The 25,300-nt window shown below is 71.5% G+C and carries 20 protein-coding genes; 7 read left to right on the top strand and 13 right to left on the bottom strand.

The features are described 5' to 3' along the window. Positions 1-7: 7 nt before the first annotated feature. Entirely contained in the window at positions 8-535 is a 528-nt protein-coding gene (locus tag ACWH95_RS10620) for a GAF domain-containing protein (protein WP_366626941.1), read from the bottom strand. Continuing rightward, positions 532-1,029 (bottom strand): metallophosphoesterase family protein, encoded by a 498-nt coding sequence (locus ACWH95_RS10615; RefSeq protein WP_454120626.1) that lies wholly within the window; start codon positions 1,027-1,029, stop codon positions 532-534. The genes ACWH95_RS10620 and ACWH95_RS10615 overlap by 4 nt, the downstream gene beginning before the upstream one ends. Before the next feature lie 164 nt (positions 1,030-1,193). Between ACWH95_RS10615 and ACWH95_RS10610 the strand changes: the two genes are divergently transcribed. The 3 genes from ACWH95_RS10610 to ACWH95_RS10600 all read left to right on the top strand — a co-directional run bounded on the left by ACWH95_RS10610 (position 1,194) and on the right by ACWH95_RS10600 (position 5,218). Next, complete coding sequence (locus tag ACWH95_RS10610) at positions 1,194-2,654, top strand: MFS transporter (RefSeq protein WP_136029087.1); 1,461 nt, start codon at positions 1,194-1,196, stop codon at positions 2,652-2,654. 388 nt (positions 2,655-3,042) lie between these two features. Continuing rightward, positions 3,043-3,246 (top strand): AsnC family protein, encoded by a 204-nt coding sequence (locus ACWH95_RS10605; protein WP_136044963.1) that lies wholly within the window; start codon positions 3,043-3,045, stop codon positions 3,244-3,246. 79 nt (positions 3,247-3,325) lie between these two features. Next, positions 3,326-5,218: an ABC transporter ATP-binding protein gene (locus ACWH95_RS10600; RefSeq protein ID WP_454120625.1), complete on the top strand. Its 1,893-nt coding sequence runs from the start codon at positions 3,326-3,328 to the stop codon at positions 5,216-5,218. Between the two features lie 142 nt (positions 5,219-5,360). Here ACWH95_RS10600 and ACWH95_RS10595 read toward each other — a convergent pair whose 3' ends face one another. Then, entirely contained in the window at positions 5,361-7,226 is a 1,866-nt protein-coding gene (locus tag ACWH95_RS10595; RefSeq protein ID WP_205812660.1) for a phosphoenolpyruvate carboxykinase (GTP), read from the bottom strand. Between the two features lie 110 nt (positions 7,227-7,336). On the opposite strand from ACWH95_RS10595, the gene ACWH95_RS10590 reads away from it, so the two are divergent. From ACWH95_RS10590 to ACWH95_RS10580, 3 genes are read left to right on the top strand one after another with little or no spacing between them, the layout of a single operon-like run. Next, positions 7,337-8,779: a helix-turn-helix domain-containing protein gene (locus tag ACWH95_RS10590; protein WP_454120624.1), complete on the top strand. Its 1,443-nt coding sequence runs from the start codon at positions 7,337-7,339 to the stop codon at positions 8,777-8,779. A gap of 46 nt (positions 8,780-8,825) precedes the next feature. After that, on the top strand, positions 8,826-10,292 hold the full coding sequence (locus tag ACWH95_RS10585) for a S10 family peptidase (protein WP_205812662.1): 1,467 nt from the start codon (positions 8,826-8,828) through the stop codon (positions 10,290-10,292). Then, positions 10,292-11,683, top strand: a complete 1,392-nt coding sequence (locus tag ACWH95_RS10580) for a S10 family serine carboxypeptidase-like protein (RefSeq protein ID WP_454120623.1) — start codon at positions 10,292-10,294, stop codon at positions 11,681-11,683. Before ACWH95_RS10585 ends, ACWH95_RS10580 begins: the two co-directional genes overlap by 1 nt. A gap of 8 nt (positions 11,684-11,691) precedes the next feature. On the opposite strand, the gene ACWH95_RS10575 is transcribed toward ACWH95_RS10580, so the two are convergent. From ACWH95_RS10575 to ACWH95_RS10545, 7 genes are all read right to left on the bottom strand, one after another. Further along, a complete protein-coding gene (locus ACWH95_RS10575) occupies positions 11,692-12,897 on the bottom strand; it encodes a M20 metallopeptidase family protein (RefSeq protein ID WP_136044967.1) in 1,206 nt (401 codons plus the stop codon). Next, the gene (locus ACWH95_RS10570) at positions 12,897-13,700 is read right to left on the bottom strand and encodes an ABC transporter ATP-binding protein (protein WP_136044968.1); all 804 of its coding nucleotides are present in this window, start codon (positions 13,698-13,700) and stop codon (positions 12,897-12,899) included. Before ACWH95_RS10570 ends, ACWH95_RS10575 begins: the two co-directional genes overlap by 1 nt. After that, positions 13,700-15,646, bottom strand: coding sequence for a dipeptide/oligopeptide/nickel ABC transporter permease/ATP-binding protein (locus ACWH95_RS10565; protein WP_378803531.1), 1,947 nt, complete (start codon positions 15,644-15,646; stop codon positions 13,700-13,702). The genes ACWH95_RS10570 and ACWH95_RS10565 overlap by 1 nt, the downstream gene beginning before the upstream one ends. Beyond that, on the bottom strand, positions 15,646-16,659 hold the full coding sequence (locus tag ACWH95_RS10560; RefSeq protein WP_136044970.1) for an ABC transporter permease: 1,014 nt from the start codon (positions 16,657-16,659) through the stop codon (positions 15,646-15,648). The genes ACWH95_RS10565 and ACWH95_RS10560 overlap by 1 nt, the downstream gene beginning before the upstream one ends. 7 nt (positions 16,660-16,666) lie before the next feature. Next, positions 16,667-18,235: an ABC transporter substrate-binding protein gene (locus tag ACWH95_RS10555; protein WP_378822630.1), complete on the bottom strand. Its 1,569-nt coding sequence runs from the start codon at positions 18,233-18,235 to the stop codon at positions 16,667-16,669. Between the two features lie 104 nt (positions 18,236-18,339). Then, positions 18,340-19,779: an aldehyde dehydrogenase family protein gene (locus ACWH95_RS10550; protein WP_247638523.1), complete on the bottom strand. Its 1,440-nt coding sequence runs from the start codon at positions 19,777-19,779 to the stop codon at positions 18,340-18,342. A 1-nt stretch (position 19,780) separates the two neighbouring features. Next, a complete protein-coding gene (locus ACWH95_RS10545; RefSeq protein ID WP_136029063.1) occupies positions 19,781-21,448 on the bottom strand; it encodes a thiamine pyrophosphate-dependent enzyme in 1,668 nt (555 codons plus the stop codon). Between the two features lie 159 nt (positions 21,449-21,607). Between ACWH95_RS10545 and ACWH95_RS10540 the strand changes: the two genes are divergently transcribed. Then, positions 21,608-22,336: a FadR/GntR family transcriptional regulator gene (locus tag ACWH95_RS10540; protein WP_136029061.1), complete on the top strand. Its 729-nt coding sequence runs from the start codon at positions 21,608-21,610 to the stop codon at positions 22,334-22,336. A 64-nt stretch (positions 22,337-22,400) separates the two neighbouring features. On the opposite strand, the gene ACWH95_RS10535 is transcribed toward ACWH95_RS10540, so the two are convergent. The 3 genes from ACWH95_RS10535 to ACWH95_RS10525 are packed head-to-tail and all read right to left on the bottom strand — an operon-like array spanning position 22,401 to position 25,299. After that, entirely contained in the window at positions 22,401-23,591 is a 1,191-nt protein-coding gene (locus ACWH95_RS10535) for a M20 metallopeptidase family protein (RefSeq protein WP_454120622.1), read from the bottom strand. Then, positions 23,588-24,781 (bottom strand): amidohydrolase, encoded by a 1,194-nt coding sequence (locus ACWH95_RS10530; protein WP_454120621.1) that lies wholly within the window; start codon positions 24,779-24,781, stop codon positions 23,588-23,590. The genes ACWH95_RS10535 and ACWH95_RS10530 overlap by 4 nt, the downstream gene beginning before the upstream one ends. Next, positions 24,778-25,299 (bottom strand): hypothetical protein, encoded by a 522-nt coding sequence (locus ACWH95_RS10525; protein WP_136035537.1) that lies wholly within the window; start codon positions 25,297-25,299, stop codon positions 24,778-24,780. Before ACWH95_RS10525 ends, ACWH95_RS10530 begins: the two co-directional genes overlap by 4 nt. Between the last annotated feature and the right edge of the window lies 1 nt (position 25,300).

The raw sequence follows: 25,300 nt of genomic DNA, 5'->3' as shown, positions 1-25,300 counted from the left end.
GCGGGGATCATCCGCCGACGATGCGCTCCCACACCGCTGCGGTCGCCGCACCCGCTCCCGGCGTCCCGATGCGCTGACCGTTGCGACCGCCGCGCGCGAACGTCGCGGTGACGGCGGCGGGAGCCACGGCCGGGTCCACGGGGTCCGGAAGCCACACGCACGACCGCACGTGCACGAGGTCGACCGCCGCGGCCTCCGCCGAACCGTCGTACCACCACGGGCCGTCGAGCCGCCCGAGCCAGAGCAGGCCGTCTCCGTCACGGGTCCAGACGAAGGTGCCCTCCGGCAGCGCCACGAAGCGCTCGAGGCGTCGGGCGGCGCGCTCGCCCCAGCGGGCGTCCACCGCCGACAGCGCCTCTGCCGGCGACGAGGGCACCCGCTCCAGCCGTCCTCCCATCCCCACCAGGCCGCGCGTGAGACCGCGCTCGGCTCCGGCACCGTCGGGCACCGCGTCGTCGCGCGAGCGCATCGGTGCGCGGTAGGCCAGCGGCTCCGCGACGACCTCGGGGCCGGAGGCGGCGGGAGGCTCTTTCACGAGAGCGGCACGAGGGTCGCGTCGATGTCGGCGCCGTCGATCACGACCGTCATCAGGGTGCACACGGGCTGACGGCGGCGGTCGATCGGCGACCCCGGGTTCAGCAGACGCAGCCCGCGCGGGGTCACCGTGTCCCACGGGATGTGCGAGTGCCCGAACACCAGGAGGTCGTCGTCGGGGAACGCCGCGTCCATGCGTCGCTCCCGCCCTGCCGCGCCCCCGGTCTCGTGGATCACCGCGACGGACGTGTCCTCCACCCGGAACCGGGCGACCTCGGGCAGCCGGCCGCGCAGACCGGGGCCGTCGTTGTTGCCGAACACGGCGTGCAGCACCGCGGCGCGCTCGGCGAGGAGATCGAGCGTGGCCTCGTCGACCCAGTCGCCCGCGTGCACCACCACGTCGGCCTCGTCGACGGCGCGCAGCACGGCGTCGGGCAGTCGCTTGGCGCGCTTCGGCACGTGCGTGTCGGCCAGCAGCAGCATCCGCGTCGTCATATCGGCTCCCCCGAGTCGTGCGTTCCACGTCGTGTGCTCCGACTCTACGGGGGTGGCGCGCCGCCGGGACCGGGCGGCGTCATCCGCGTTCAGGCAACTCCCAGGAAGGCGTAGACTCGCCCGGGTCCTGGTATACCAGCGGCGACATCCGAGAAAGAGACCCCATGAGCAGCGCCCCCGCCCCCGCGAATCCCCGCTCGCGCGTCATCACCGCGAGCCTCGTCGGCACCACCATCGAGTTCTACGACTTCTACGTCTACGCGACGGCAGCGGTCCTGGTGTTCCCGACGCTCTTCTTCCCCAGCACCAACGACACCGCCTCGCTGCTGTCGTCGTTCGCCGTGTTCGGCGCCGCGATGGTCGCCCGCCCGATCGGCGCAGTCGTGTTCGGCCACTTCGGCGACAAGTTCGGCCGCAAGGCGACGCTCGTCGCGTCCCTGCTCACGATGGGCATCGCGACCTTCGTGATCGGCCTGCTGCCCACGTTCCAGCAGATCAGCTGGGTCGCGCCGCTGCTGCTGCTCGTGCTGCGCCTCGCCCAGGGCTTCGCGCTCGGCGGCGAGTGGTCGGGCGCGGCGCTGGTCGCGACCGAGAACGCCCCGAAGGGCAAGCGCGCCTGGTACGGGTCGTTCCCGCAGCTGGGTGCGCCCCTCGGGTTCATCATCGCGAACGGCATCTTCCTCGCCATCAACTTCGCCCTGCCCCACCCCGAGGACCCGGCGCTGAAGTCGGAGGCGTTCCTGTCGTGGGGCTGGAGGGTGCCGTTCCTGTTCTCGGCCGTCATGGTCATCATCGGCCTGTGGGTGCGCCTGCGCCTGGTCGAGTCGGACACGTTCAAGAAGGCGGAGAAGACCGGCGCCATCCGCAAGCTGCCGCTGGCCACCGTCTTCCGCCACCACTGGAAGCAGCTGATCCTCGGCACGTTCATCATGCTGGCGACCTACGTGCTGTTCTACCTGATGACGAACTTCACCCTGACGTACGGCACCAAGGCCGCCGACGTGGAGACCGCGTCGGCCGCCGCCCGCGCCGCCGCGGAGGCGACCGGCAAGGACTTCGACCCCACGGCGTTCGCGGCCCAGTTCTACCCGGGGCTCGGCTTCGGCTACACCGACTTCGTGCTGATGCAGATCATCGGCGTGGTGTTCTTCGGCATCTTCACGCTGCTGTCGGGTCCGATCGCCGACGCCATCGGCCGCCGCAAGCTGCTGCTGTGGGTCACGGGCCTCATCGTGGTGTTCGGCCTGTCGTTCAACCTCTTCCTGCTGCCCCAGGCCGACCCGAAGTTCACGGGCGCGCTCACGCAGGCGTTCCTGGTGTTCGGGTTCATGCTCATGGGCACGACGTTCGGCCCGATGGGCGCGCTGCTGCCCGAGCTGTTCCCGACGAACGTGCGCTACTCGGGCTCCGCGATCGCCTACAACGTGTCGTCGATCCTCGGCGCGGCCGTGGCCCCGTTCATCGCCGTGGCACTGTGGGCGGCGGTCGGCGGCGAGCCGTGGCTGGTCGGCGTGTACCTCTCCTCGATGGCCGTGCTCACCTTCGTGGCGCTGATCTTCACGCCGGAGACGAAGGACCACGACTACGAGGACGACCTGGGGCTGGCGGCCTCCGCCGAGCTCTGAGCGCCCGACGACGAACCCCGGAACGGCCGCCCTCCCCGCGAGGTGCGGCCGTTTCCGCGTCTCCGGGCCGCCGTCCGCGCACGGGACGGCTCAGAGGACGACGACGTCGCAGTACCGCGCCGCGGTCTTCGCCAGCCGCGGTCGAGCGTGAGCAGCGGGACGCCGAGCGCCTCCGCCAGCGCGACGGAGCCGGCGTCGTATGCGGAGATCTCCTCGCGCAGCGTCCAGATGCGCGGGATCAGGCGGCGCAGCGGGTGGCGGGTGATCTGCCCATGCCCCGATCGCATGTGGTGCGCATGCGCAGCGTTCGCGATCTGTGGACACCGTGCGTCAACAGAGATTGACAACGGTGGCGCGCGTCAATGATCATTGACGCAGGAGGTGTCCGATGAACACGACCACGATCGCCCAGGCCGAGGGCGGCGAGCCGCTCGCCGAGCTGCACCGCCTGGCCGGGCTTCGCATCGAGATCGCTCGCGCCGAGGAGGCGCAGGTGCGCCGCGCGCGCAACGACGGCTACTCGTGGCAGGCGATCGCCAGCGCCCTGGGCGTGACCAAGCAGGCCGCGCATCGCCGCTTCGGGCGCCACTGAGTGCATACAGCAGCCGCATAGGAAGCGACCGGCCCCCGAGTACGGTCGAAGTACCCCCCTCTCCAGATCGAGGTCCCGCATGTCCACCACGGCGACAGCACGCCGACGCCGCCGGGGCGCACAGCCCGACGGCCCGCGCGCCACCTTCCGTCAGCTCCTCCCCTTCCTGTTCGAGCACAAGCGCACCCTCATCGTCGTCGCGATCCTCAGCGTCATCGGCGCGGCGACCTCGCTCGTGCAGCCGGTGCTGGTCGGCCAGGTCATCGAGGCCGTGCAGACCGACGGCACGATCGGGGTCCTGGTGTGGCTGCTGGTCGGCTTCGTGATCGTGTCGTCGATCATCTCCGGCTTCCAGCACTACCTGCTGCAGCGCACCGGAACGGCCGTGGTGTACTCCAGCCGGCGCAAGCTCATCGCGCGCATCCTGCACCTGCCCACCTCGGAGTTCGACGCCCGCCGCACCGGCGACCTCGTCTCGCGCGTCGGCACCGACACCACCCTGCTGTACGCCGTGCTCACGCAGGGTCTCGCCGATGCGGTCGGCAGCGCGGTCCTGTTCGTGGGCGCCCTGGTCGCGATGCTGCTGATCGATCCGGTGCTGCTGCTGCTCATCGTGGTCGTGATCGGCGTCTCGGTCGTGGTCGTGGTGTCGCTCAGCGGCCGCATCCGCACCGCGTCGACCGCCCAGCAGGAGAAGGTGGGCGAACTCGCCTCCGGCGTCGAGCGTGCCGTGGGCTCGATCCGCACCATCCGCGCCTCGGGGGCGACCGAGCGCGAGACCGCAGCCGTCTCCGACCGGGCCGCCGAGGCCTACGGCATCGGTGTGCGCATCGCCAAGATCTCGTCTCTCGTGGTGCCGGTCTCGGGCATCGCCCTGCAGCTGTCGCTCCTGGTGGTGCTGGGCGTGGGCGGGTTCCGTGTGGCCGCCGGCGCCATCACGATCGCCTCGCTGATCGCGTTCATCATGTTCCTGTTCCTGCTCGTGATGCCGCTCGCCACCACGTTCGGGGCGATCACCTCGGTGAACCAGGCCCTCGGCGCGCTCGGCCGCATCCAGGAGGTGCTCGACCTGCCCACCGAGTCGCAGGACGACGCCGCCACCGCCGCCTCGATCCCCCGCGAGGCCGACGACCCCACGGCGCCCGCGATCGAGTTCCGCGATGTGCGCTTCCGCTACCCCGCGAACGTCGTGGCCGCACGACAGGCCGCGGCGAAGGCGGCCAAGGATCTGCTCGCCGACGCTCACCTCGACTCCGCCGAGCCGGTGCCCGCCGACGCCGAGGCCGCCGATCACGAGGTGCTGCGCGGCGTGTCGTTCGCGGTGCCGCGCGGCGCCCGGGTGGCGCTGGTCGGTCCGAGCGGCGCGGGCAAGAGCACGATCCTGTCGCTCATCGAGCGCTTCTACGACCCCACGAGCGGCGCCATCCGCGTACACGGCCACGACGCCCGCACGTACCCGCGGGAGGAGCTGCGCGCGCAGTTCGGCTACGTCGAGCAGGACGCCCCGACCCTCGCCGGCACCCTCGCCGAGAATCTGCGCCTCGCGTCGCCCGACGCCAGCGACGCCGACTGCGAGCGGGTGCTGCGCGCCGTGAACCTCGGCGACGTGCTCGAACGCAGCCCCCTCGGCGTGGACGCCCCGGTCGGCGAGGACGGCGTGATGCTGTCGGGCGGCGAGCGTCAGCGCCTCGCCATCGCGCGCGCACTGCTCACGGACGCCCCGATCCTGCTGCTGGACGAGTCCACGTCGTCGCTCGACGGCGTGAACGAGCAGCGCATGCGCGAGGCCATCGAGGCGGCGTCCACCGACCGCACCCTCGTCGTGATCGCCCACCGGCTGTCGACGGTCGTCGACAGCGACCTCATCGTCGTGTTGCAGGACGGCACGGTCGTCGGCCAGGGCACCCACGCGGAGCTGGTCGAGTCGACGCCGCTGTACCGCGACCTCGCGCGTCACCAGCTCCTCGCCTGACCGCACTCGAACGGGCAACGCGAAGGCGGGGTGCCGGAGACCACTCAGCCATGGGTTCGTCTCCGACGCCCCGCCTTCGCGGGTCTGGGGGCCACGGGGGCCCGAAGGTGCCGGCTCCCCCGAACCGGCACCGGTCTGGGGGCTACGACGCCTTCGCGAGCCGGTAGCGCAGCGAGGCCAGCTCGGTGCGCAGCGCCGCGGGCACGCGGTCGCCGAAGGTGTCGTAGAACTCCTCGGTCAGGTCGGCCTCGACCTTCCATGCCTCCGGGTCGACCGAGAAGAGCTCCTCCAGGTCTTCCGCCGGCAGGTCGAGCCCGTCGAGGTTGAGGTCCTCCGCACGCGGCAGCCGTCCGATGGGGCTGTCGACGGCGGGCACGGCGCCCGAGATGCGGCGGATGATCCAGTCGACCACGCGGGAGTTGTCGCCGAAGCCGGGCCACAGGAAGCGCCCGTCGGCCCCGCGGCGGAACCAGTTGACCTGGAAGATGCGCGGTGCCCGGTCGAAGCGCAGGCCGCGGCCCACCTTCAGCCAGTGCCCGAAGTAGTCGGCCATGTTGTAGCCGCAGAACGGCAGCATCGCGAACGGGTCGCGGCGCAGCTCGCCCACGGTGCCCTCGGCCGCCGCGGTGCGCTCGGACGAGATGTTCGAGCCGAGGAACACGCCGTGCGTCCAGTCGGTGGCCTCCACCACGAGCGGGACGTTGCTCGCGCGACGCCCGCCGAACAGGATCACGTCGAGCGGCACGGCCTCCTCCCAGTCCTCCGAGATCTGCGGGCACTGCGCCGCCGACACCGTGAAGCGCGAGTTGGGGTGCGCCGCCGGACGACCCGAGTCGGGCGTCCAGTCGTTGCCCTCCCAGTCGATCAGGTGCGCGGGCGCCTCGTCGGTCAGCCCCTCCCACCACACGTCGCCGTCGGGCCGGAGCGCGACGTTCGTGAAGATCGTGTTGCCCCACAGCGTCTCGACGGCCGTGACGTTGGTGGACTCGCCCGTGCCCGGAGCGACACCGAAGAAGCCGGCCTCGGGGTTGATGGCCCACAGACGCCCGTCCTCGCCCGGACGGATCCAGGCGATGTCGTCGCCGAGCGTCTCGACCCGCCATCCCGGGATCGTCGGACGCAGCATCGCGAGGTTCGTCTTGCCGCACGCCGAGGGGAACGCGGCAGCGACGTGGTAGGCCGTGCCCTGCGGATCGATCACGCGGATGAGCAGCATGTGCTCGGCGAGCCAGCCCTCGTCGCGGGCGATCACCGAGGCGATGCGCAGCGCGAAGCACTTCTTCGCGAGGATCGCGTTGCCGCCGTAGCCCGAGCCGTACGAGTAGACCTCGAGCGTCTCGGGGAAGTGCACGATGTACTTCTCGTCGTTGCACGGCCACTCGACGTCGGGCTCGCCCGCGGCCAGCGGAGCGCCCACCGAGTGGACTGTCTTGACCCACGGCGCCCCGTCCGCGATCTGACGCGTGACGGCGTCGCCCACCCGGGTCATGATGCCGATCGAGGCGACCGCGTAGGCGCTGTCGGTGATCTGCACGCCGATGTGCGAGAGCGGTCCGCCGACGCGACCCATCGAGAACGGGACGACGTACATCGTGCGACCGCGCATCGAGCCCGCGAAGATCTCGGTCATGGTGGCGCGCATCTCGGCGGGGTCCGCCCAGTTGTTGGTGGGACCGGCGTCCTCCTCGCGCTCCGAGGCGATGAAGGTGCGCCCCTCGGTACGGGCGACGTCGCTCGGGTGCGAGCGGGCGAGGTACGAGCCGGGACGCCACTCCGGGTTGAGCTTGATGAGCTTGCCCTCGTCGACCAGCCCGCGCAGCAGCCAGTCGTTCTCGGCGCGGGAGCCGTCGACCCAGTGCACGGCGTCGGGCTGGGTGAGCGCCCGGATCTCCTCGACCCACGCGAGCAGCTCGGCCATCGCGGGGGTGTCGGAGGAGGGGGCCGTGCCGAACGTGCGCATCGTCGCGACGGGAGACGTGCGGGGGGTGATGACTTCGGCCATGGCCATGACTGCTCCTTAGAAGTGTGGGGCGTTGCACCTATCTTCTTCCGCCTCCACCCCGACTTTCGGACAAATCGGGCCGAAAGAATCGATGTTCTTTCGCTATACTCAAAACCATGCCGCCCTCCGGACTCCACCTCACGACGCTCGGTCACCGCATCCGCCACCACCGCCTGCAGAAGGGGTACACGCTCGACGAGCTCGGCACCGTCGTCGGGGTCGCCGGCTCGCAGCTCAGCCTCATCGAGAACGGCAAGCGCGAGCCCAAGCTCTCCCTGCTCCAGGCGATCGCGCACGCCACGGGCACCGAGGTCACCGACCTCATCTCCGGCGAGCCGCCCAACCGCCGTGCGGCGCTCGAGATCGAGCTGGAGCGCGCGCAGGAGAGCCCGGTGTTCCGCCAGCTCGGCGTCGCTCCCGTGCGCGTCACGAAGGGCATGAGCGACGAGACCATCGAGTCGATCCTCGGGCTGCACAACGAGCTGCAGCGGAGGGAGCGCGAGGCGATCGCGACCCCCGAGGAGGCCAGGCGTGCGAACACCGAGCTGCGGCTGCGGATGCGCGCACAGAACAACTACCTGCCCGAGATCGAGAAGCTCGCCGAGAAACAGCTCAAGGCGGCCGGGCACACGCAGGGGGCCCTCACCCACCGCACCGTGAGCATCATGGCGGAGAAGCTCGGATTCGAGCTCATCTACGTCAACGACCTGCCGCACTCCACCCGCTCGGTGACCGACCTCGAGAACGGCCGCATCTACCTGCCGCCCGCCTCCATCCCCGGCGGACACGGCCTGCGCTCGATGGCACTGCAGGCCATGGCCCACCGCCTGCTCGGGCACACCCCGCCCACCGACTACGCCGACTTCCTGCAGCAGCGCCTGGAGATCAACTACTTCGCCGCCTGCTGCCTGATGCCCGAGACCGCCGCCGTCGCTTTCCTGCAGCAGGCGAAGAAGGACCGCAACCTCGCCGTCGAGGACTTCCGCGACGGCTTCGGCGTCACGCACGAGGCCGCCGGCATGCGGATGACCAACCTGATGACGCAGCACCTGGGCATGTCGCTGCACTTCCTGCGCGTCGACTCGACCGGAGCCATCACCCGCGTCTACGAGAACGACGGGCTGCCGCTGCCGATGGACGTCACCGGCGCCGTCGAGGGCCAGCGCGTGTGCCGCAAGTTCCAGGCGCGCTCCGCCTTCACGCAGCAGAACCGCACGGTCGAGCACCACCAGTACACCGACACCCCGTCCGGGACGTTCTGGTGCTCCACCCAGACCGGCTCCTCCACCGACGGCGAGTTCTCCGTCACGGTCGGCGTGCCGTTCGACGACGCCCGCTGGTGGCGGGGCAGGGAGACGAGCGACCGCGCCGTGTCGACCTGCCCCGACGAGGCGTGCTGCCGGCGCCCCTCGACCGAGCTGACCGAGCGCTGGCAGGGGCGGGCGTGGCCGAGCGCCCGCGTGCACACGCACATGTTCTCGCCGCTCCCCCGCGGCGCCTTCCCCGGCGTGGACGACAACGAGGTGTACGACTTCCTCGCGCGGCACGCGAGCGAGTGATTAAGATATATTCAATTCATTCATTGCCAGCCTCCCAGGGAGCCCCGTGACCGAGCAGACCCCCGCCGCCGACACCGCAGCGACCGAGACGTTCACCTCGCGCCGCCACCGCATCACGGCGGGTGGACGCACGCTCGACTACACGGCGGGCGCCGGCACCGTGATCGTGCGCGACGACGAGCACACCCCGCTCGCCAGCGTCTTCTACACGTCCTACGTGGCCGACCGCGAGGAGGGCGCTGCGCCGCGCCCGGTGACCTTCCTGTTCAACGGCGGACCCGGCTCCGCCAGCCTGTGGCTCAACATCGGCGGCTTCGGCGTCAAGCGCACCCCCACCAACACGCCGAAGGCGACCCCACCCGCTCCCTACGCGTGGGGCGACAACCCGCACACGCTGCTCACCGAGTCCGACCTCGTCTTCATCGACGCCCCCGGCACCGGCTACTCGCGACTGCTGGGCGACACCGCGCCCGCGCAGGTATGGGGCGTCGACCAGGACGTCGACGCGTTCGCGAAGGCGATCACCCGGTGGCTCACCCTGACGAACAACTGGAACGCCCCGCGGTTCCTGTTCGGCGAGTCGTACGGCACCACGCGCGCCGCGTCCCTCGTGCACCGCCTGCAGAACCAGGGCCTCGACTTCAACGGCGTCGTGCTGCTGTCCACCGTGCTGAACTGGGGCGAGAGCAACCTCGGGGGTCCGCGCGAGTACATCAACCTGCTGCCCTCGTTCGCCGCGACCGCCTGGTATCACGGCAGGGCGCGCACCGAGCACACCGAGCTGGAGCCGTTCCTGGTGGAGGCCAGGGCCTTCGCGCAGGGACCCTTCGCGGCCGCCCTGCTGCAGGGCGACCTGATCCCGTCCGAGGTCGAAGACGAGGTCGCCGCGCGCATGAGCGCCCTCGTCGGTCTCGATGCCGACGACCTGAAGAAGCACCACTTCCGCATCGGCATGGAGCAGTACCGCTACGCGCTGCTCGCCGACGAGGGTCGCGTGATCGGCCGCTTCGACACCCGCTTCACCGCCGAGCACCAGTACGTGGTGGGCGGCGGCTCGCACGACCCCGCCACCGACGACGCCGCCACCGCCGGGGTGAACAGCGCGCACCTGTCGACCTACCGCGCGCACCTCGTCGACGACATCGGCTACACCAGCGACCTGCACTACCGGCACCTGCACAACATGCCCATCTCGCGGGCCTGGGACTGGAAGCACAAGGCGCCGGGCGTCGACGCCCCCCAGCTCGTGCCCGACGTGTCGCTCGACCTGTCGGCGGCGGTGCGGCGCAACCCGAACCTCCGCGTGTTCGTGATGGGCGGGTACTACGACCTCGCGACCCCGTTCTTCGGGCCGGAGGTCGACGTGGCGCACCTGTACCTCGCCCCCGCGCTGCGCGACAACATCCGTTTCGCGTTCTACGAGTCCGGCCACATGACGTTCGTGGACGAAGATGCCGTCGTGCGCATGAAGAGCGACCTCGACGACTTCTACCGCGACGCCACCGCGCGCTGATGAGCGCACGCGAGACGACGGGCCGACTCGGAGAGCGGGAGTACGTCGCGCGGGTGGAGGAGCTGCCGCTGCGGCGCTCCGACGGCACGCCGCAGGGCACGCTGTCGGCGTTCAGCTATACGGTCGACGCACCCGGCCGGCCGGTGCTGTTCCTCACCAACGGCGGGCCCGGCGTCTCGTCGATCTACCTGCACCTGAGCGGCATCGGACCGTGGCGGGCGCGCGTCCCGGTGGACCCGGACGACGCCGGCCAGCCGCCGTACGGCATCGAGGAGAGCCCGTCGAGCATCCTCGACGTCGCCGACCTCGTGTTCCTCGACGCACCGGGCACCGGCTTCGGCACGTTCGCGGACGACGCCGACCGCTCGCTCTTCCGCACCGTGGAGGGTGACGCCGACGCGGTCGCCGCCGCGATCGGCGACTGGCGCGACCGGCACGGCCGCTGGGACGCCCCCACGTACTTCCTCGGCGAGAGCTACGGCACGCTGCGCGCGGCGTTCCTGGCGACGAACCCGCACAGCATGGACACGGCGCCGCTGGCCGGGATCGCGCTGCTCGGTCAGGCGGTGAACATCCAGGAGACGCAGGACCGGCCGGGGAGCATCGTCGGAGCCCTCGCCAACCTGCCCTACAAGGCCGCCACCGCCTGGTACCACGGCACGGGGTCGCGCGGGCACGCCACGGTCGAGGGCGCCATCGCGGACGCCCTCGACTTCGCGCGCGGCGACCTGGCCGCGGCCATGCTGCAGGGCGACGAGCTGCCGGCGGGCGACCGGGACGCGGTCGCCGAGCGGTTGTCCGCCATGATCGGCCTCCCCGCCGACGAGCTCGTGCGCGACCGACTGTGGATCAGCAAGACCGACTTCCGCGAACGGCTGCTCGAGGGCCAGGTGCTGGGCGTCACGGACAGTCGCTACCGCGCCCCCGCCGCCGACCGCCGTGTCGGCGAGCTCGGCCACGACCCTGCCGACACCGCGCTCTCCCCGCGCTACGTCACCGGGCTGTCGCGTCTGCGGCTCGACGTGTTCGGCGACGACTCCGCGCGACCGTACCGGGTCGTCGACACGGAGGCCGGCCGTGACTGGGACTGGCAGGAGCAGGGCGGCGCCGCGTTCCCCACCTATGGCCGACCGTCGCCGTTCCACACCTACCCCTACCCGGCGCGGCTCTCGCGGTGGATGAAGCAGAACCCGCACGCGCGGCTCTTCCTCGGCACGGGCGTGTACGACGCGCTGACCACCGTGGGGGCCGCCGACCATCTGCTGCGGCACTTCGGCCTGCCCCGCGAACGCACCACCTCGCACTGGTACCGGGCCGGGCACATGATGTACAGCGACCCGGCGGTCGCGGCGCAGCTGAACGCCGACCTCCGCGCGTTCCTGACGGCCTGAGGCAGGGCTCAGGCGCTGAGGCGGCCGAGCGCGAGGGCGGCGAGCGCCGCGGCCTGATCCGCGAGCACCGCGTCGTCGAACACGACGGTCGGCGAGTGGTTCGGGGACGCCGTCTCCAGGTCGACCTCGTCGGGGGTGGCGCGCAGGAACAGGAACGCGCCCGGCACCTGCTCCAGCACGAACGAGAAGTCCTCCGACCCCATCACGGGGTGTGCGGTCTCCCACACCCGCTCCTCGCCGAACAGGCCGCTCAGGGTGCTGCGCACGTGCGCGACGGCCTGCGGGTCGTTCACGGTGGGCGCGCACAGGATGGTGACGTCGACCTCGACCGTGCAGTCGTGCGCCGCCGCGATCTCCTGCACCAGGGCGGGGATCTCGGTCTGCACGCGGGCGCTGTTCTCGTGCGAGAGCACGCGCACCGACGCCACGAGCGACGCCGTGTCGGAGATGATGTTGCGGGCGGGTCCGCCGGCGTGCAGCTGTGTGACGCTCAGCACCACCGGGTCGAACACGTCGAAGCGCCGCGTGACGAACGCCTGCAGCGCCGTCACGAGCTCCGCGGCCACCGGCACGGGGTCCCGCGTGAGGTGCGGGGCCGACGCGTGTCCCCCGGACCCGGTGATCGTGACCTCCACCTCGATCGCGCCCGCCATCAGCGCACCGGGTCGCGTGGAGAACACCCCGAACTCACCGGGGACCACGTGGATGCCGAACGCGGCCACCGGCCGCGAGCCGGTGACGTCGAGCAGTCCCTCGGCCAGCATGCGGGTGGCACCGTCGCCGAGCTCCTCGCCCGGCTGGAACATCAGGAGCACGTCGCCGTGCAGATCGTCGCGACGGGCGGCGAGCAGCTGCGCCGCGCCGACGAGACCCGCCACGTGCAGGTCGTGTCCGCACGCGTGCATGCGCTCCCCCGTGGCGGCATAGTCGAGACCGGTCTCCTCGGTGAGCGGCAGTGCGTCCATGTCGGCGCGCAGCAGCACGGTCGGGCCGGGATGCGCGCCGCGGATGACGGCAGCGATCGAGCTCAGTCCCGCGCCGAGGGTCACCTCGACGCCCAGCGGCTCGAGCGCATCGAGGATCCGCCGCTGCGTGCGCGGCAGTTCGAGCCCGAGCTCCGGATCGGCGTGGATCGCGCGGCGCAGGCCGACCAGACCGGGGAGCAGATCGCGGGCGTCGTCGCGCAGACCGGTGGTGGGGTGGAGCAGGGTCATCAGTGTCCGATCGCGTGCAGGAGGTGGTCGGTGCCGGCGTTCTGGATGCGCGGGATCGCGGCGACGAGGGACTGCGTGTAGGTGTGCTGCGGATTCGAGACGATCTCGTCCGCGTCGCCGTGCTCGACGATCCGCCCCTTGCGCATCACGGCCGTGGTGTCGGCGATGTACCGCACGGCGGCGAGGTTGTGGGTGATGAACAGCACCGAGAGCTCCAGCTCGCGCTGCAGATCGCGCACCAGGTTCAGCACGGCACCCTGCACCGACGCATCGAGCGCCGACGTGATCTCGTCGGCGATGATGAGCCGCGGCTTCACGGCCAGACAGCGGGCGATCGCGACGCGCTGCCGCATGCCGCCGGACAGCTGAGACGGATACTGGTCGACCGTGCCCGGCTTCAGGCGCACCAGCCGCAACAGCTCCTTCACGCCGTCGGCGCGCGCCTTGGCGTTGCCGCTGCCGTGCAGCGTGAGCGCCTCGTCGAGCGTGTCGCCGATGGTCATGCGTGGATTCAGCGAGGAGTACGGGTCCTGGAAGATCATCTGCACGTCGCGGGCGCGCGCGAGGCGCTGCCGCCCGGTCGCCGGTCGCAGCTCCTCGCCGTCGAGCAGCAGGCGTCCGGCCGTGGCCGGCTGGAGACCGGCGATGACGCGCGCGATGGTGGACTTGCCCGAGCCGGACTCCCCGACCAGTCCGACGATGCTGCCGTGCGGCACCGTGAGCGACACGCCGTCCACGGCGTTGAACGACGAGTCGCCGTGCCCGAAGGTCACCACCAGATCGTCGACGACGAGCTCGGCCATCAGCGCACCTCCTGCGTGGTCTGCGTGGTCTGCGACCCGGTGAGCACGACCGGCTCCCCGAGGATGCCCTCGATCGGCACGCCGTCCTGCGGGTGCCAGCAGGCCACGCGACCGCCGTGACCGTGGGCCACCGGCTCCGGGGTGACCGCGCGGCACTGCTCGGTCGCGAACGGGCAGCGCGGAGCAAACCCGCAGCCCACGAGCGGCAGCGAGAGGTCCGGCGGCTCGCCGGGGATCGTCGCGAGCGGCTGGGTGCGATCGGTGTCGAGGTCGGGCAGCGACTCGGCGAGCGCCCGCGTGTAGGGGTGCGCGAGCTTCTCGGGCGTCGCGAGCAGGCGCACGTCCACGTCCTCCACGATGCGTCCCGCGTACATCACCAGGATGCGCTGGCACAGCTCGGCGAGCACGGCGATGTCGTGCGACACCACGATCGCGGCCGCCCCGGTCTCCTCGCACTCGCGGCGGAGCAGCGCGAGCACACGCTGCTGCACCGTGACGTCGAGGGCCGTGGTGGGCTCGTCGGCGATGATGAGTCGCGGCTTGCCGATCTGCGACATCGCGATGAGCGCGCGCTGCCGCATGCCGCCCGAGTACTCGTGCGGGAACTGCCGGGAGCGCCGCTCCGGCTCGTCGATCGCGACGTCCTTCAGCGCGGCGACGGCCTTCTGATGTGCGGCGCCACGGGCATCCCTGGCGTGGAAACGCGGGATCTCGGCGAGCTGCGTGCCCACGCGCAGCGCCGGGTTGAGCGCCGTGAGCGAATCCTGGAACACGACGCCGATCTTCGTGCCGAGCCGCTTCTTCATCACGGCGGGCGGCAGGTCGAGCACGTCGTCTCCATCGAAGCGCAGCTCCTGCGCGGTCACGGCGGCGCCCGCGGCGGACAGCTGGGCGACCGCCATCAGCGCCACCGACTTGCCGCTGCCGGACTCGCCGACGACGCCGACGATCTCCCCCGGTGCGACCGAGAACGAGACGTCCTGCACGGGACGCACCCACCCGGACGGCGAGGGGAACGAGACCGACAGGCCGTCGACCACGAGCAGCGCGTCGTCGTCGGCCACCCGCTCGCGGGCCTCGACGCGCGGCGCGGAGCCCAGCTTGCGCCGGGAGAGCACGCTGCCCTTGCCGTGGCTGCGCAGGTGCGCGGCGAGCGACTCGCCCAGCGTGCCGAACGCCACGCCGGCGAACACGACGGCGACTCCGGGGCCGACCACCGCGGTCGGGTTGGTGTACACCTGGTCGAACGCCTCGCTGAGCATGCGGCCCCAGTCGTAGTCCGGCGGCTGCACGCCGACGCCCAGGAAGCTGAGGCTGGAGAGCGCGAGCAGGCCGCCGCCGATCGACAGGGTGACGTTGACGATGATGGGTTCGGCGATGTTCGGCAGCACGTAGCGCGTGAACTGCCGTCCGCGCGAGACGCCCATCATGCGCGCCGCCGCCAGGTACTCCGATCCGCCGACGCGCGACGACAGCGTCTGGGCGAGGCGGGCGAACGACGGCACCATCGTGAGGCCGAGCGCGATCACCGCGGATGACGAGCTGGGCCCGAGCAGGATCACGGTCAGCATCGCCACCAGCAGCACCGGGAACGCCAGCCACGTGCTGATGACGGAGCTGAACAGGCGCTGCACCCGCGGTCCGAGCACCGACGGGAGGGCACCGAGTAGCAGACCGAAGACGAGGCCGATGACGGTGGCGATCAGCGCCATCCCCAGCGACAGCCGTGCGGCGACGAGCGTGCGGAGCAGGAGGTCGCGCCCGAGGCCGTCGGTACCGAGCGGGTGCGCGGCGCTGGGTCCCTGCAGCAGCGCCGACGTGTCGGTCTGGTTCGCCTGCGCGCCCCAGATCTCCGGGGCGAACAGCGCGAGGAACACCAGCACGAGCACCATGACGGTGCTGATCGCGCCGAGCGGGTTGCGCAGGAAGGTGAGGATCGAGCGCATCAGGTCGTCTCCAGGAGGGTGGTGCGCCGGTCGAGGAGCGACAGCACGATGTCGACCGCGAGGGTGATGACGAGGATGATGGCCGCGTACACGAGCGCGAGGCCCTGCACGATGCCGTAGTCCTTCGTGGCGATGGCGTCGACGAACGCCGAGCCCAGACCCGGCCAGTTGAACACCTTCTCCACGAGCACGCTGGAGGCGACCATGGTCGACAGCAGCGTGCCGCCGATCGTCAGCGTGGCGGTGAGCATGTTGGGCAGCGCGTGGCGGAAGTACACCCACGACGCGGGGATGCGCTTGGAGCGGGCCGTGCGCACGTAGTCGTCGGACAGCGTGTTCAGCGCCTCGACGCGGGCGATGCGCGACAGCGACGCCCACGAGGCGACCGTCATGGCCAGCACCGGCAGCACGTACGACGCGGGGCCCGAGCGTCCGGCCACGGGGAACCAGTGCAGCCCCACCGCGAAGATCACGACCAGTGCCACGCCCAGGAGGTACTCCGGGATCGCGGCGATCACGCCGGTGATGCCGGTGAACGTCACCTCGACGCCGCGGCGTCGGTTGCCCTGCGTGAGGATCGCGATGCCGAGGCCCACGGGCACGGCCACCAGCAGCACGATCACGAACGAGATGCCGGCGAGCTCCAGGGTGGCCGGGAGACGGTTCTGCACGAGCTCCGACACCGACCGTCCGGTGATGAGGGACGAGCCCAGATCACCCTGGAGGATGCCGGTGAGATAGTTCCAGAACTGCACGATCAGCGGGTCGTTGAGACCCAGCTGATCGCGCCGGGCCTGGACCACGGCCTCGTCGGCCGTCGCGCCGAGTGCGGCGCGCACGGGGTCGCCGCCGGATGCCCTGAGCACGAAGAACGCGACCGCGATGATCACGAACATCGCCACCAGCATGCGCAGCGCGCGGCGGAGGAGGAATCTCAGCCAGGGGTTGCCGTGGCGGCGCTTCCGAAGAAACACCGCCACGGTGTCCGTCCTGGCGGACGCGTGGTCCAGCATGCGGCTCCTAGCCTCGGAGGCTCGTCGGGATCAGCAGTCCGTTGGTGGTGACCTCGAACTCCACGCCCGCTCCGTACAGCGTGCTCGTGGACTCCGCGAACGGCATCACCTCGAGGTTACCGATCGCCGAGGCCTGCGCGGCGGTCCACGCGTCGCAGCTGTCCTCGCCGGCCAGCTGCTGCGCCTCGGCCGTCAGGTCGAAGAACTCCTGGTTGGTGTTGTACGTCCAGTTGCCGCCGTCCGGGGGGAACGGACCCGAGAGGATGCCGGCCCAGGTGGAGGGCAGCGTGGTGGAGATCGGGGCCCAGATGAGGTCCCAGTCGCCGCCCTGGAAGATGACGTCGGTGTACGACGACGACGGTGCCGGAGTGACCTCGACGCCGATCTCGCCCAGCTGCTGCTGGATGAGCTCGATGCCGGCCACGACCGACTGCGCCTCGGTGGACGGGTAGACGAAGGTGAGCTCCAGCTTCGCGCCGTCCTTCTCCCGCACCCCGTCGGCGCCCACGGTCCAGCCTGCCTCGTCGAGCGATGCGGCCGCCGCGTCGGCGTCGTAGCCGATGAGCGACGTGGTGGCATCCGCCCCGACGCACACCGCGGTGAACGACGAGACGAGCGAGGTCATCAGCTCGCCGCGACCACCGGTGGAGACCGAGGCGACCTCGTCGCGGTCGATGCCGCCGGCGATGCCCTCCCGCACCAGCAGGTCGTTGGTCGGGCGTCCCTCCGACTGGTTGAAGAACATCAGGCCGGGACGGGCGGGCACGTCGATCGTGAACAGATCGCCGCTCTCCAGCCGGTCGCGATCCGTGCCGCCGACCTCGGCGACGTTGATCTCGGAAGACAGGAGCATGTTCGCGCGCGTGGGCTCGGTGTCGACGACCTCCAGCTCGACGGTCTTCGGCAGCCCCTCGGTGTCGCTCGTGACGTCGCCGGGACCCCACGTGTAGTCGTCACGCAGGGCGAGCGTGTAGGTCTGCCCGGGCGAGGAGTCCTCGAGCGTGTAGATGCCGGTGCCGACGGGGGTGGAGTCGAGCGACGCGGGGTCCTCGATGCCGGCTGCGCACACGACCGGCATCTGGCCGATGTTGCTGAGCAGGAAGCTCTGCGGCTGCGCGCTGGTGAACGTGACGGTGCGCGAGGCGTCGTCGGCCTCGACGGTCAGGCCCTCGGCGGGGAAGTAGACGCCGGAGTAGGGCGATGCCGTCTCGGGGTCTGCGGCGTAGTCGAACGAGGCCTTGACGTCGGAGGCGGTGAGCTCGGAGCCGTCCGTGCAGACGATCCCCTCCTTCAGCACGAACGACACCTCGGTCGTCGACTCCGTCCAGCTCTCGGCGAGCAGGCCCTCGGCGTCCTTGCCGTGGGCGAACGACATGAGGGTCTCGTACAGGTAGGCCGAGACCTCCTGCCCCGCCTGCGTCGCGTTCGTGATCGGGTTGAGCGAACCCGGGTCGGCGGCGATGGCGATGGTGGCCTTCTCGACCGCTCCGCCTCCTGACCCGTCTCCCCCGCCGGCGCAGCCGGTCAGGGCGAGTGCCGTCACGCCGACGACCGCGGCTACGATGCTGCGTCTCATGGGTGTCCTCTCTTCACGGAACCCTCGGGCGGGTTCCAACTCATTGAATATTATGAATTGCTCTTTATTGCCTCGTGTCGGCGGTGTTTCGGGTTTGTTACCGGTCACGAGTGGTCGTCGAGAAGGGCGGCGGCGCCCATCACCGACTTCAGCTCGAGGAACTCCTCGAACCCGTGCACGCCGCACTCCCGGCCGACGCCCGACTGCTTGTACCCCCCGAAGGGAGCCCCCACGTCGAGCCCGGCGCCGTTGATGCCGACGGTGCCGGTGCGCATGCGCAGCGCGACCTCGAGGGCGCGTCGAGGGTCGCTCGACCACACGCCGCCCGACAGGCCGTACACGCTGTCGTTCGCCAGGTCGACAGCCTCATCGACCGTGGCGTACGGAGTGATCGTGAGCACCGGACCGAAGACCTCCTCGTGGAAGATCCTCATGTCGGGTGTCACATCGGCGAAGATCGTGGGCTGCACGTAGGCGCCGCCGGCCGTCGGTTCGACGATATCGAGGCCGCCGGTCAGCACGCGCGCACCCTCGGCGATCGCCGTCTCGATGTGCGACCGCACCCGCTCGCGCTGCAGCGCCGAGGCGACCGGCCCGGTGGCCGTCCCCTCCGCGCGCGGGTCGCCGGGCGCCCAGCCCGCCGCGGCCTCGACGGCCGCGCGCTCCCACGCCTCCCGCATGCCCTCCGGCACCAGCACGCGCGTCTGCGCCGCGCAGGTCTGTCCGGCGTTCGCGAAGCACGAGGCGAGGACCCCCCGCACGGACTCGTCCAGCGGCGCGTCGTCGAGCACGATCGCCGCCGACTTGCCCCCGAGCTCCAGCGCGACCTTCTTGATGGTCGCGGCGGCGGCGCGCGCCACCTGCTCCCCCACCTGGCGCGAACCCGTGAAGGTGACCATGTCGACGCCGGGGTGCGCCACCAGCGGCGAGCCGACACCGGCGCCGTCGCCGTGCACGATGTTCACGACGCCGGCCGGTAGCCCGGTCTCGCGGAGGATGTCGCCCACGATCGCGGCGTTCAGCGGCGCGACCTCGCTGGGCTTGAGCACCACGGTGCAGCCGGCGAGGATCGCGGCGCCCACCTTGAGCATGATCTGGTGCAGGGGGAAGTTCCAGGGCGTGATCGCGGCGACCACACCGACCGGCTCCGCGACCACGAGGGAGTTCGAGACCGCCTCGCGCTCGACGTGCGCGCGGGCGGCCTCGACCAGCCGGGCGAGGTCGGCGATCGCGACCCCCACCTGGGCGGAGCGCGCGAACGCGATCGGCGACCCCATCTCCGCGCTCAACGTCGCAGCGAGCAGCTCACGGTGGCGCGCCAACCCCTCGGCGAGCGCCTCGACATGAGCGATCCGCTGCGACATCGGCGTCGTCGACCAGGTGCCGAACGCGCCCGCGGCCGCAGCCACCGCACGATCCACATCGGCGGGGCCGCCTGCCACGACGGCACCGATCACAGTGCCGTCGGCCGGGCTGACGACATCGATCGAGGCCTGCCCTGCGGCATCCTCCCTGATGCCGGCGATGTCGTGCCCGATGACCATGTCAGACCCCCGCCTGCCGCACGAGATGCGCATCGGGGGCGAGCGGCGCCGGGCGCGGCACACCCTCGTGGATCAGGTGCCACGGCGACGGGAACTCGCCGACCGGCACGTTGATGAGGATCGGCTCGTTCGCGGGCACGGCGTCGGCCAGCACCCCCGAGAGCTCCTGCGGGGTGGTGGCCCGTGCGGAGCGGATGCCGAACGCCTCCGCGAGCGTGCCGTAGTCCGGATTGGTGAGGTCGCTGGCGAAGTAGCGTGCCCCGTACCGGTTCTTCTGGATGCGGCGCACGTTGCCGTAGAACCCGTCGTGGAACACGATCGTCACGAGGCCGAGACCGTAGCGCTTGGCCGTGGACAGCTCCTGCAGCGTCCAGGAGAAGCCGCCGTCGCCGTTCACCGACACGACGGCGCGGTCGGGGTCGGCCGCCTTGACGCCGAGGGCCGTGGCGAAGCCGTAGCCGAGCGTGCCCTGGTAACCGGGGCCGATGTAGGTGCGCGGCTGGTACGCCGGATAGCAGGCGCTGGCGGCGTAGCCCACCTGCGTGAACTCGCTCACGAAGACGCCGTCCTCGGGGAGCGCGCCGCGGATCGCGGACAGGTACTCGCGCTGCGGGGCGATGTCGGCGAACTGCGCGGCGAGCCAGGTGCGCACGCGGGCGAACTCGCTCTCCCGCGAGTCGCGCGCCGGGGTGCCGACCTCGGCGGCCAGGGCGGCGAGGGCGAGGCGGGCATCGGCGTGCAGCGTCTGCGCGGCGGCACGCGGGCCCTCGAGGTCGGCGGCCTCCGCGTTCACGAGGATCACGGGGGCGCCGTTCGTGTCGACCTGGGCGCCGAACGTCGAGACGAAGCGCGTGCCGACGGCGAGCACCAGGTCGGCGTCCTCCCGGAACGCGCGGAGGGCGAGCGCGTCGAAGGCCAGACGGTGGCGGGCGTCGAGCGCACCGCGGCCGTTCTCGGTCATGAGCACGGGGGCCTCCAGTGCCTCGGCGAGTGCCTGGAGGGCGACCGATGCGTTCGCGGCGAGCACTCCCCCGCCCACCACGATCATCGGGCGCTTGGCCGCGAGCAGGCGGGCGGCGGCGTCGCGGATCTGCTGCTCCTCCGGCACGAGGGGTGCGTCGGCGACACGCTCGGCCGCGACGGCACGCGAGGTGGCGGCCAGCACGTCCGGCGGCACCTCGAGCGCGACGGGGCGAGGACGGCCGCTGCGCAGCTGCGTGAACGCCTCGCGCACGAGCCCGGGGATCTCATCGGCGGAGCGGGCGGTGCCCGTCCATTTCGTGAGTCGCTGCAGGATGCCCGTCTGGTCGGGGATCTCGTGCAGGGCGCCGAGTCCGCGGCCGATGGCCTGCGAGTCGATCTGGCCCGCGATCAGGAGCATCGGCGAGTTGGCCGAGTAGCCGGTCGCGACGCCGGAGAGGGCGTTGAGCACGCCGGGGCCCGGCACGACCATCGCGACACCGACGTCGCCGGTGCTCCGCGCGTAGCCGTCCGCCATGTAGGTCGTGGCCTGCTCGTTGCGCGCGCAGATGAAGTCGACCTGGTCGGTGCGGGCGTGGAGGGCGTCTGCGGCGGCATCGAGCTGGACGCCCGGGATGCCGAAGATCCGTGAGACTCCCTGGTTGATGAGGGAGTCTGCGAGCAGATCGCCACCGGTGGGGTCGGTCATCTGTTTCCTCTCGTGAGCAGCATTGCGTGATTGACTGTATTAGATACATTCAATTACTGCAAATAGGAGAATCGCCCGCCGCCACCGCCCCGGCGCGGCAGGCGCTCCTTAGGATGTGAGAGATCCGCTCCACAGCCCCGCTCCGACCGAAGGATCCCCGTGGCCAGCACCCAGGAAGAAGCGCGCACGTTCCAGCGCGTCGCGCCCGCGCAGTCCGTCGCCGACCGCGTGGTCACCGAGGTCGAGGCGATGATCAAGACGGAGGGTCTCGAGCCGGGTCATCGCATCGGCACCCGCCAGGAGCTGTGCGAGCAGTTCGGTGTGGCGCCGGCCACGCTCGGCGAGGCGCTGCGGGTGCTGCGGGCGCGCGGCTCGGTCGATCTGCGCCCGGGTCCCGGTGGCGGCATCTTCGTCGCCGACCAGTCCCCGCTGATCCGCCTCGCGCACAGCGTGCTGCGGCTGCGGCAGACCGGCGCTCCGGTGAACGACGTGATCAAGGTGCTGGACGCGCTCGACGAGGCCGTCATGCAGGACGCGGTGCAGCACCGCACGGACGCCGACATCGCCGATCTCGAAGCCGTGATGGCGGAGCTGACCGAGCACTGGCACGACCCCATCGAGGGCCTGCACGGCAACTGGCGGCTGCACCGGCGGATCGCCGAGATCTCCCCCAACGCCGTGCTGCGTACGTTCTACCTCAACCTCGTCGACTACATCGAGGGTGAGACCGCGGGGGCCGCGACCGACGACGCCCTGGCCGTGCCGGGCTTCCGGCAGGACACCGACGAGCGCCTGCGCATCCACGAGGCCCTGATCGACGCGATCCGCTCCGGCGATGTGAAGGTCGGCCGCAAGGCCGTGCTGGACCACCGCACGCTCGGTCGCTGACACGCGCGCCCCTCGTCTCGCTCCGCTCACTCAGGCAGCATCCCGGCGACGAGACGACGGGCGCCTACGCGTCGCCGACTCCGACGTGGCGCCAGGCGAGCGCCGCGAGAGCCGCGGCCTGATCGCCCAGCACCGCGTCGTCGAACCGCGCATGCGGCGAGTGGTTCATCGGGATGTCGTCCTGGTCCGCATCCGGCGGGGTCGCGCACAGGAACAGGAACGTGCCTGGCACCTCCCTGAGCACGAACGAGAAGTCCTCCGACGCCATCCAGGGCGCATCGATCTCCTCCACGCGGTCCTCGCCGAACTCGGCGCGGAGCACCGCTGCCGCCGCCGCCGTCTCCTCGACCGTGTTGACCGTGACCGGATAGCCGACGATCACCTCGACGTCGGCCGTGCAGCCGTGCGCCGCGGCGATGCGCTCGATCAGCGGCGGGAGCTCGGCCTGCGCCTGCGCGATCGACGCCTCGGACAGCGTGCGCAGGGTCGCCGCGAAGCCCGCGTCCTCGGGGATCACATTCGTGATCTCCCCCGCGTACAGCGTCGTGACCGACAGCACCACGGGATCGAACACGTCGATGCGGCGCGTGACCCAGGACTGCAGGGCGAGGATCAGCTCGGCCACCACGGGCACGGGATCCACGGCCTGCTGCGGCCTCGACCCGTGCCCTCCCCTCCCGTGCACGCGCACCCGCAGCACGTTGGCGCCCGCCATGATCGTCCCGGACTTCAGCTGGAACGTGCCGCGCGCGCCCGGACCCACGTGGATGCCGTAGGCGGCCTCGACCCGCGTGCCCGCGGCGTCGAGCACGCCGTCGCGGATCATGAGCGGAGCCCCGCCGCCCGCTTCCTCGCCGGGCTGGAACATGAAGACGACGGAGCCGGCGATGCGGTCGCGCCGCCCGGCGAGCAGGCGTGCGGCCCCCACGAGTCCGGCCACGTGCAGGTCGTGCCCGCACGCGTGCATCGCCCCGTTCGCCGACGCGTACTCGAGGCCGGTCTCCTCGACGATGGCGAGCGCGTCCATGTCTCCGCGCAGGAGCACGGACGGGCCGTCGGTCGCGCCGCGCAGCACGGCCGTGACCGAGCTGAGGTCCGATCCGGTCGTGATCTCCAGGCCCAGGCCGTCGATCGCGTCGAGCACGGCGCGCTGCGTGAGCGGCAGGTCGAACCCGGGCTCGGGGATGCGGTGCAGACGACGGCGCAGCTCCACCAGCTCCGGCTGCAGGCGTGCGGCGTCGTCGTGCAGCGTCATCCGTTCCCCTCCTGCACCGCGGACGGCGCCGAGTACACCGTGCGCCCGTCGATGAGCACCTCCCGCACGGTCGAGGCGACGTCGAGCGGGTCTCCGGTCCACAGAACCACATCCGCGTCGCGGCCGGGCTCCAGCGCGCCGACCCGGTCGTCGATGCCGGCGATGGCCGCGGCCGTCGAGGTCATCGCCGCGAGCGCGGTCTCCCTCGGCAGCCCGGCCCGCACGGCCACGGCCGCCTGCATCGCGAGCAGGCCGATGGGCACGACCGGGTGGTCGGTGGTGAGCGCCACGCGCACACCCGCCGCGGCGAGCACGGCGAGGTTCGCGGGATCGGCTTCGCGTACCTCCACCTTGGAGCGGCTCGACAGGATGGGTCCGTAGATCACGGGCACGTCGCGCGCGGCGAGGATGCCGGCGAGCTTGTGCGCCTCGGTGCCGTGATTGAGCACGAGGCGCAGCCCGAACTCGTCGGCGATGCGCAGCGCCGTGGCGATGTCGTCGTGCCGGTGCGCGTGCTGCTCCCACGTGAGCGTGCCGTCGAGGGCTTCCGTGAGCGCCTGCTTTCCGAGGTCCACGGCGAACGGCGTGCCGTCGGCGCGGGCCTTGTCACGCCGGACCGCGTAGTCCTGCGCGTCGCGCAGCGCCTGACGGATGACGAGGGCGATGCCGAGCCGGGTCGACGGCAGCTGCTTGCGCTCCCCGTAGGCCTGCTTGGGGTTCTCGCCGAGCGCCGACTTCATGCCGAGCGCCGCGCGGATCACCTGCTCGTCGACCGAGCGCCCTCCCGCCGTCTTGATGGCGACGCTCTGCCCGCCGATCGGGTTGCCCGATCCCGGCTTCACGACCACGGCGGTGATGCCACCGGCGAGCGCGTCGCGGAAGGCGATGTCCTCGATGTTGACGGCGTCGATGGCCCGCACGCCGGCGGTGACCGGCGACGAGACCTCGCTGCCGTCGAACCCGGCGGGGCCGTTGGCCTCCTCGTGCGCGCCGATGTGGCTGTGCGGGTCGATGAGGCCGGGCAGCACCCAGCATCCGGCGGCGTCGATCACCCGGGCGCCCTCGGGCACGGCGAGCCCTGTGCCGACGGCCTCGATGCGCCCGTCGGACAGCAGCACGGTGCCGCTCTCGATCTCCTCGCCCAGGCCCGTGACGACCCGCCCTCCCACGATCGCGACGGCATCCGTCATGCGTTCTCCTCGTCTTCCTCGGCGCGACGCTCGACCAGCTCGCGCGTCTTCGTCAGCAGCTCGTCGACGTCCAGGCTGAGGATGCCGGCGGCCGGGTCCACGCGCACCACGATGCCGTCATCGCACCGGGGCGGCTCGCCGCTCAGGTCGACGAGCGGATCGTCGACCCAGATCCACGGCAGACCGTCCGCGTACCGGCGGATGTGCGCGAGCTTGTCGAACTGCACGGGCAGGAACGGCCACGGCTCCTCCGGCAGCTCGAGCGGCTCGCGGAACGCGGTGTGCGCGTTGTGGCCCCACTCCGATGCCCACACGATGTCGAAGTGCTCCGCCAGCTCGTGCAGCCGCTGCGCCGCGGCGTCGGGGATGGCGACGTCGCGCACCCACCGCCCCCACGCCGACAGGTGGTGCGTGCTCACCGGCACGGCCGGCTCGCCCTCGATCACGACGACGTCGCTGATGCCCAGCACGAGGACCGGACGGTCCCCGCGGGGCGGCCGCGCCGTGTACTTGGCCATG

It is taken from the genome of Microbacterium sp. NPDC055502 (assembly GCF_053643635.1).
This window is presented reverse-complemented; position numbering and strand designations above follow the sequence as displayed.

Excerpts from the sequence above, each read along its gene's own strand:
- ACWH95_RS10570 (WP_136044968.1), bottom strand. The coding sequence starts at position 13,700 with ATGGCCGAGCTCGTCGTCGACGATCTGGTGGTGACCTTCGGGCACGGC.
- ACWH95_RS10535 (WP_454120622.1), bottom strand. The coding sequence starts at position 23,591 with ATGACGCTGCACGACGACGCCGCACGCCTGCAGCCGGAGCTGGTGGAG.
- ACWH95_RS10555 (WP_378822630.1), bottom strand. The coding sequence starts at position 18,235 with ATGAGACGCAGCATCGTAGCCGCGGTCGTCGGCGTGACGGCACTCGCC.
- ACWH95_RS10525 (WP_136035537.1), bottom strand. The coding sequence starts at position 25,299 with ATGGCCAAGTACACGGCGCGGCCGCCCCGCGGGGACCGTCCGGTCCTC.
- ACWH95_RS10595 (WP_205812660.1), bottom strand. The coding sequence starts at position 7,226 with ATGGCCATGGCCGAAGTCATCACCCCCCGCACGTCTCCCGTCGCGACG.
- ACWH95_RS10550 (WP_247638523.1), bottom strand. The coding sequence starts at position 19,779 with ATGGTCATCGGGCACGACATCGCCGGCATCAGGGAGGATGCCGCAGGG.
- ACWH95_RS10590 (WP_454120624.1), top strand. The coding sequence starts at position 7,337 with ATGCCGCCCTCCGGACTCCACCTCACGACGCTCGGTCACCGCATCCGC.
- ACWH95_RS10560 (WP_136044970.1), bottom strand. The coding sequence starts at position 16,659 with ATGCTGGACCACGCGTCCGCCAGGACGGACACCGTGGCGGTGTTTCTT.
- ACWH95_RS10615 (WP_454120626.1), bottom strand. The coding sequence starts at position 1,029 with ATGACGACGCGGATGCTGCTGCTGGCCGACACGCACGTGCCGAAGCGC.
- ACWH95_RS10545 (WP_136029063.1), bottom strand. The coding sequence starts at position 21,448 with ATGACCGACCCCACCGGTGGCGATCTGCTCGCAGACTCCCTCATCAAC.
- ACWH95_RS10530 (WP_454120621.1), bottom strand. The coding sequence starts at position 24,781 with ATGACGGATGCCGTCGCGATCGTGGGAGGGCGGGTCGTCACGGGCCTG.
- ACWH95_RS10605 (WP_136044963.1), top strand. The coding sequence starts at position 3,043 with ATGAACACGACCACGATCGCCCAGGCCGAGGGCGGCGAGCCGCTCGCC.
- ACWH95_RS10580 (WP_454120623.1), top strand. The coding sequence starts at position 10,292 with ATGAGCGCACGCGAGACGACGGGCCGACTCGGAGAGCGGGAGTACGTC.
- ACWH95_RS10600 (WP_454120625.1), top strand. The coding sequence starts at position 3,326 with ATGTCCACCACGGCGACAGCACGCCGACGCCGCCGGGGCGCACAGCCC.
- ACWH95_RS10610 (WP_136029087.1), top strand. The coding sequence starts at position 1,194 with ATGAGCAGCGCCCCCGCCCCCGCGAATCCCCGCTCGCGCGTCATCACC.
- ACWH95_RS10565 (WP_378803531.1), bottom strand. The coding sequence starts at position 15,646 with ATGCGCTCGATCCTCACCTTCCTGCGCAACCCGCTCGGCGCGATCAGC.
- ACWH95_RS10575 (WP_136044967.1), bottom strand. The coding sequence starts at position 12,897 with ATGACCCTGCTCCACCCCACCACCGGTCTGCGCGACGACGCCCGCGAT.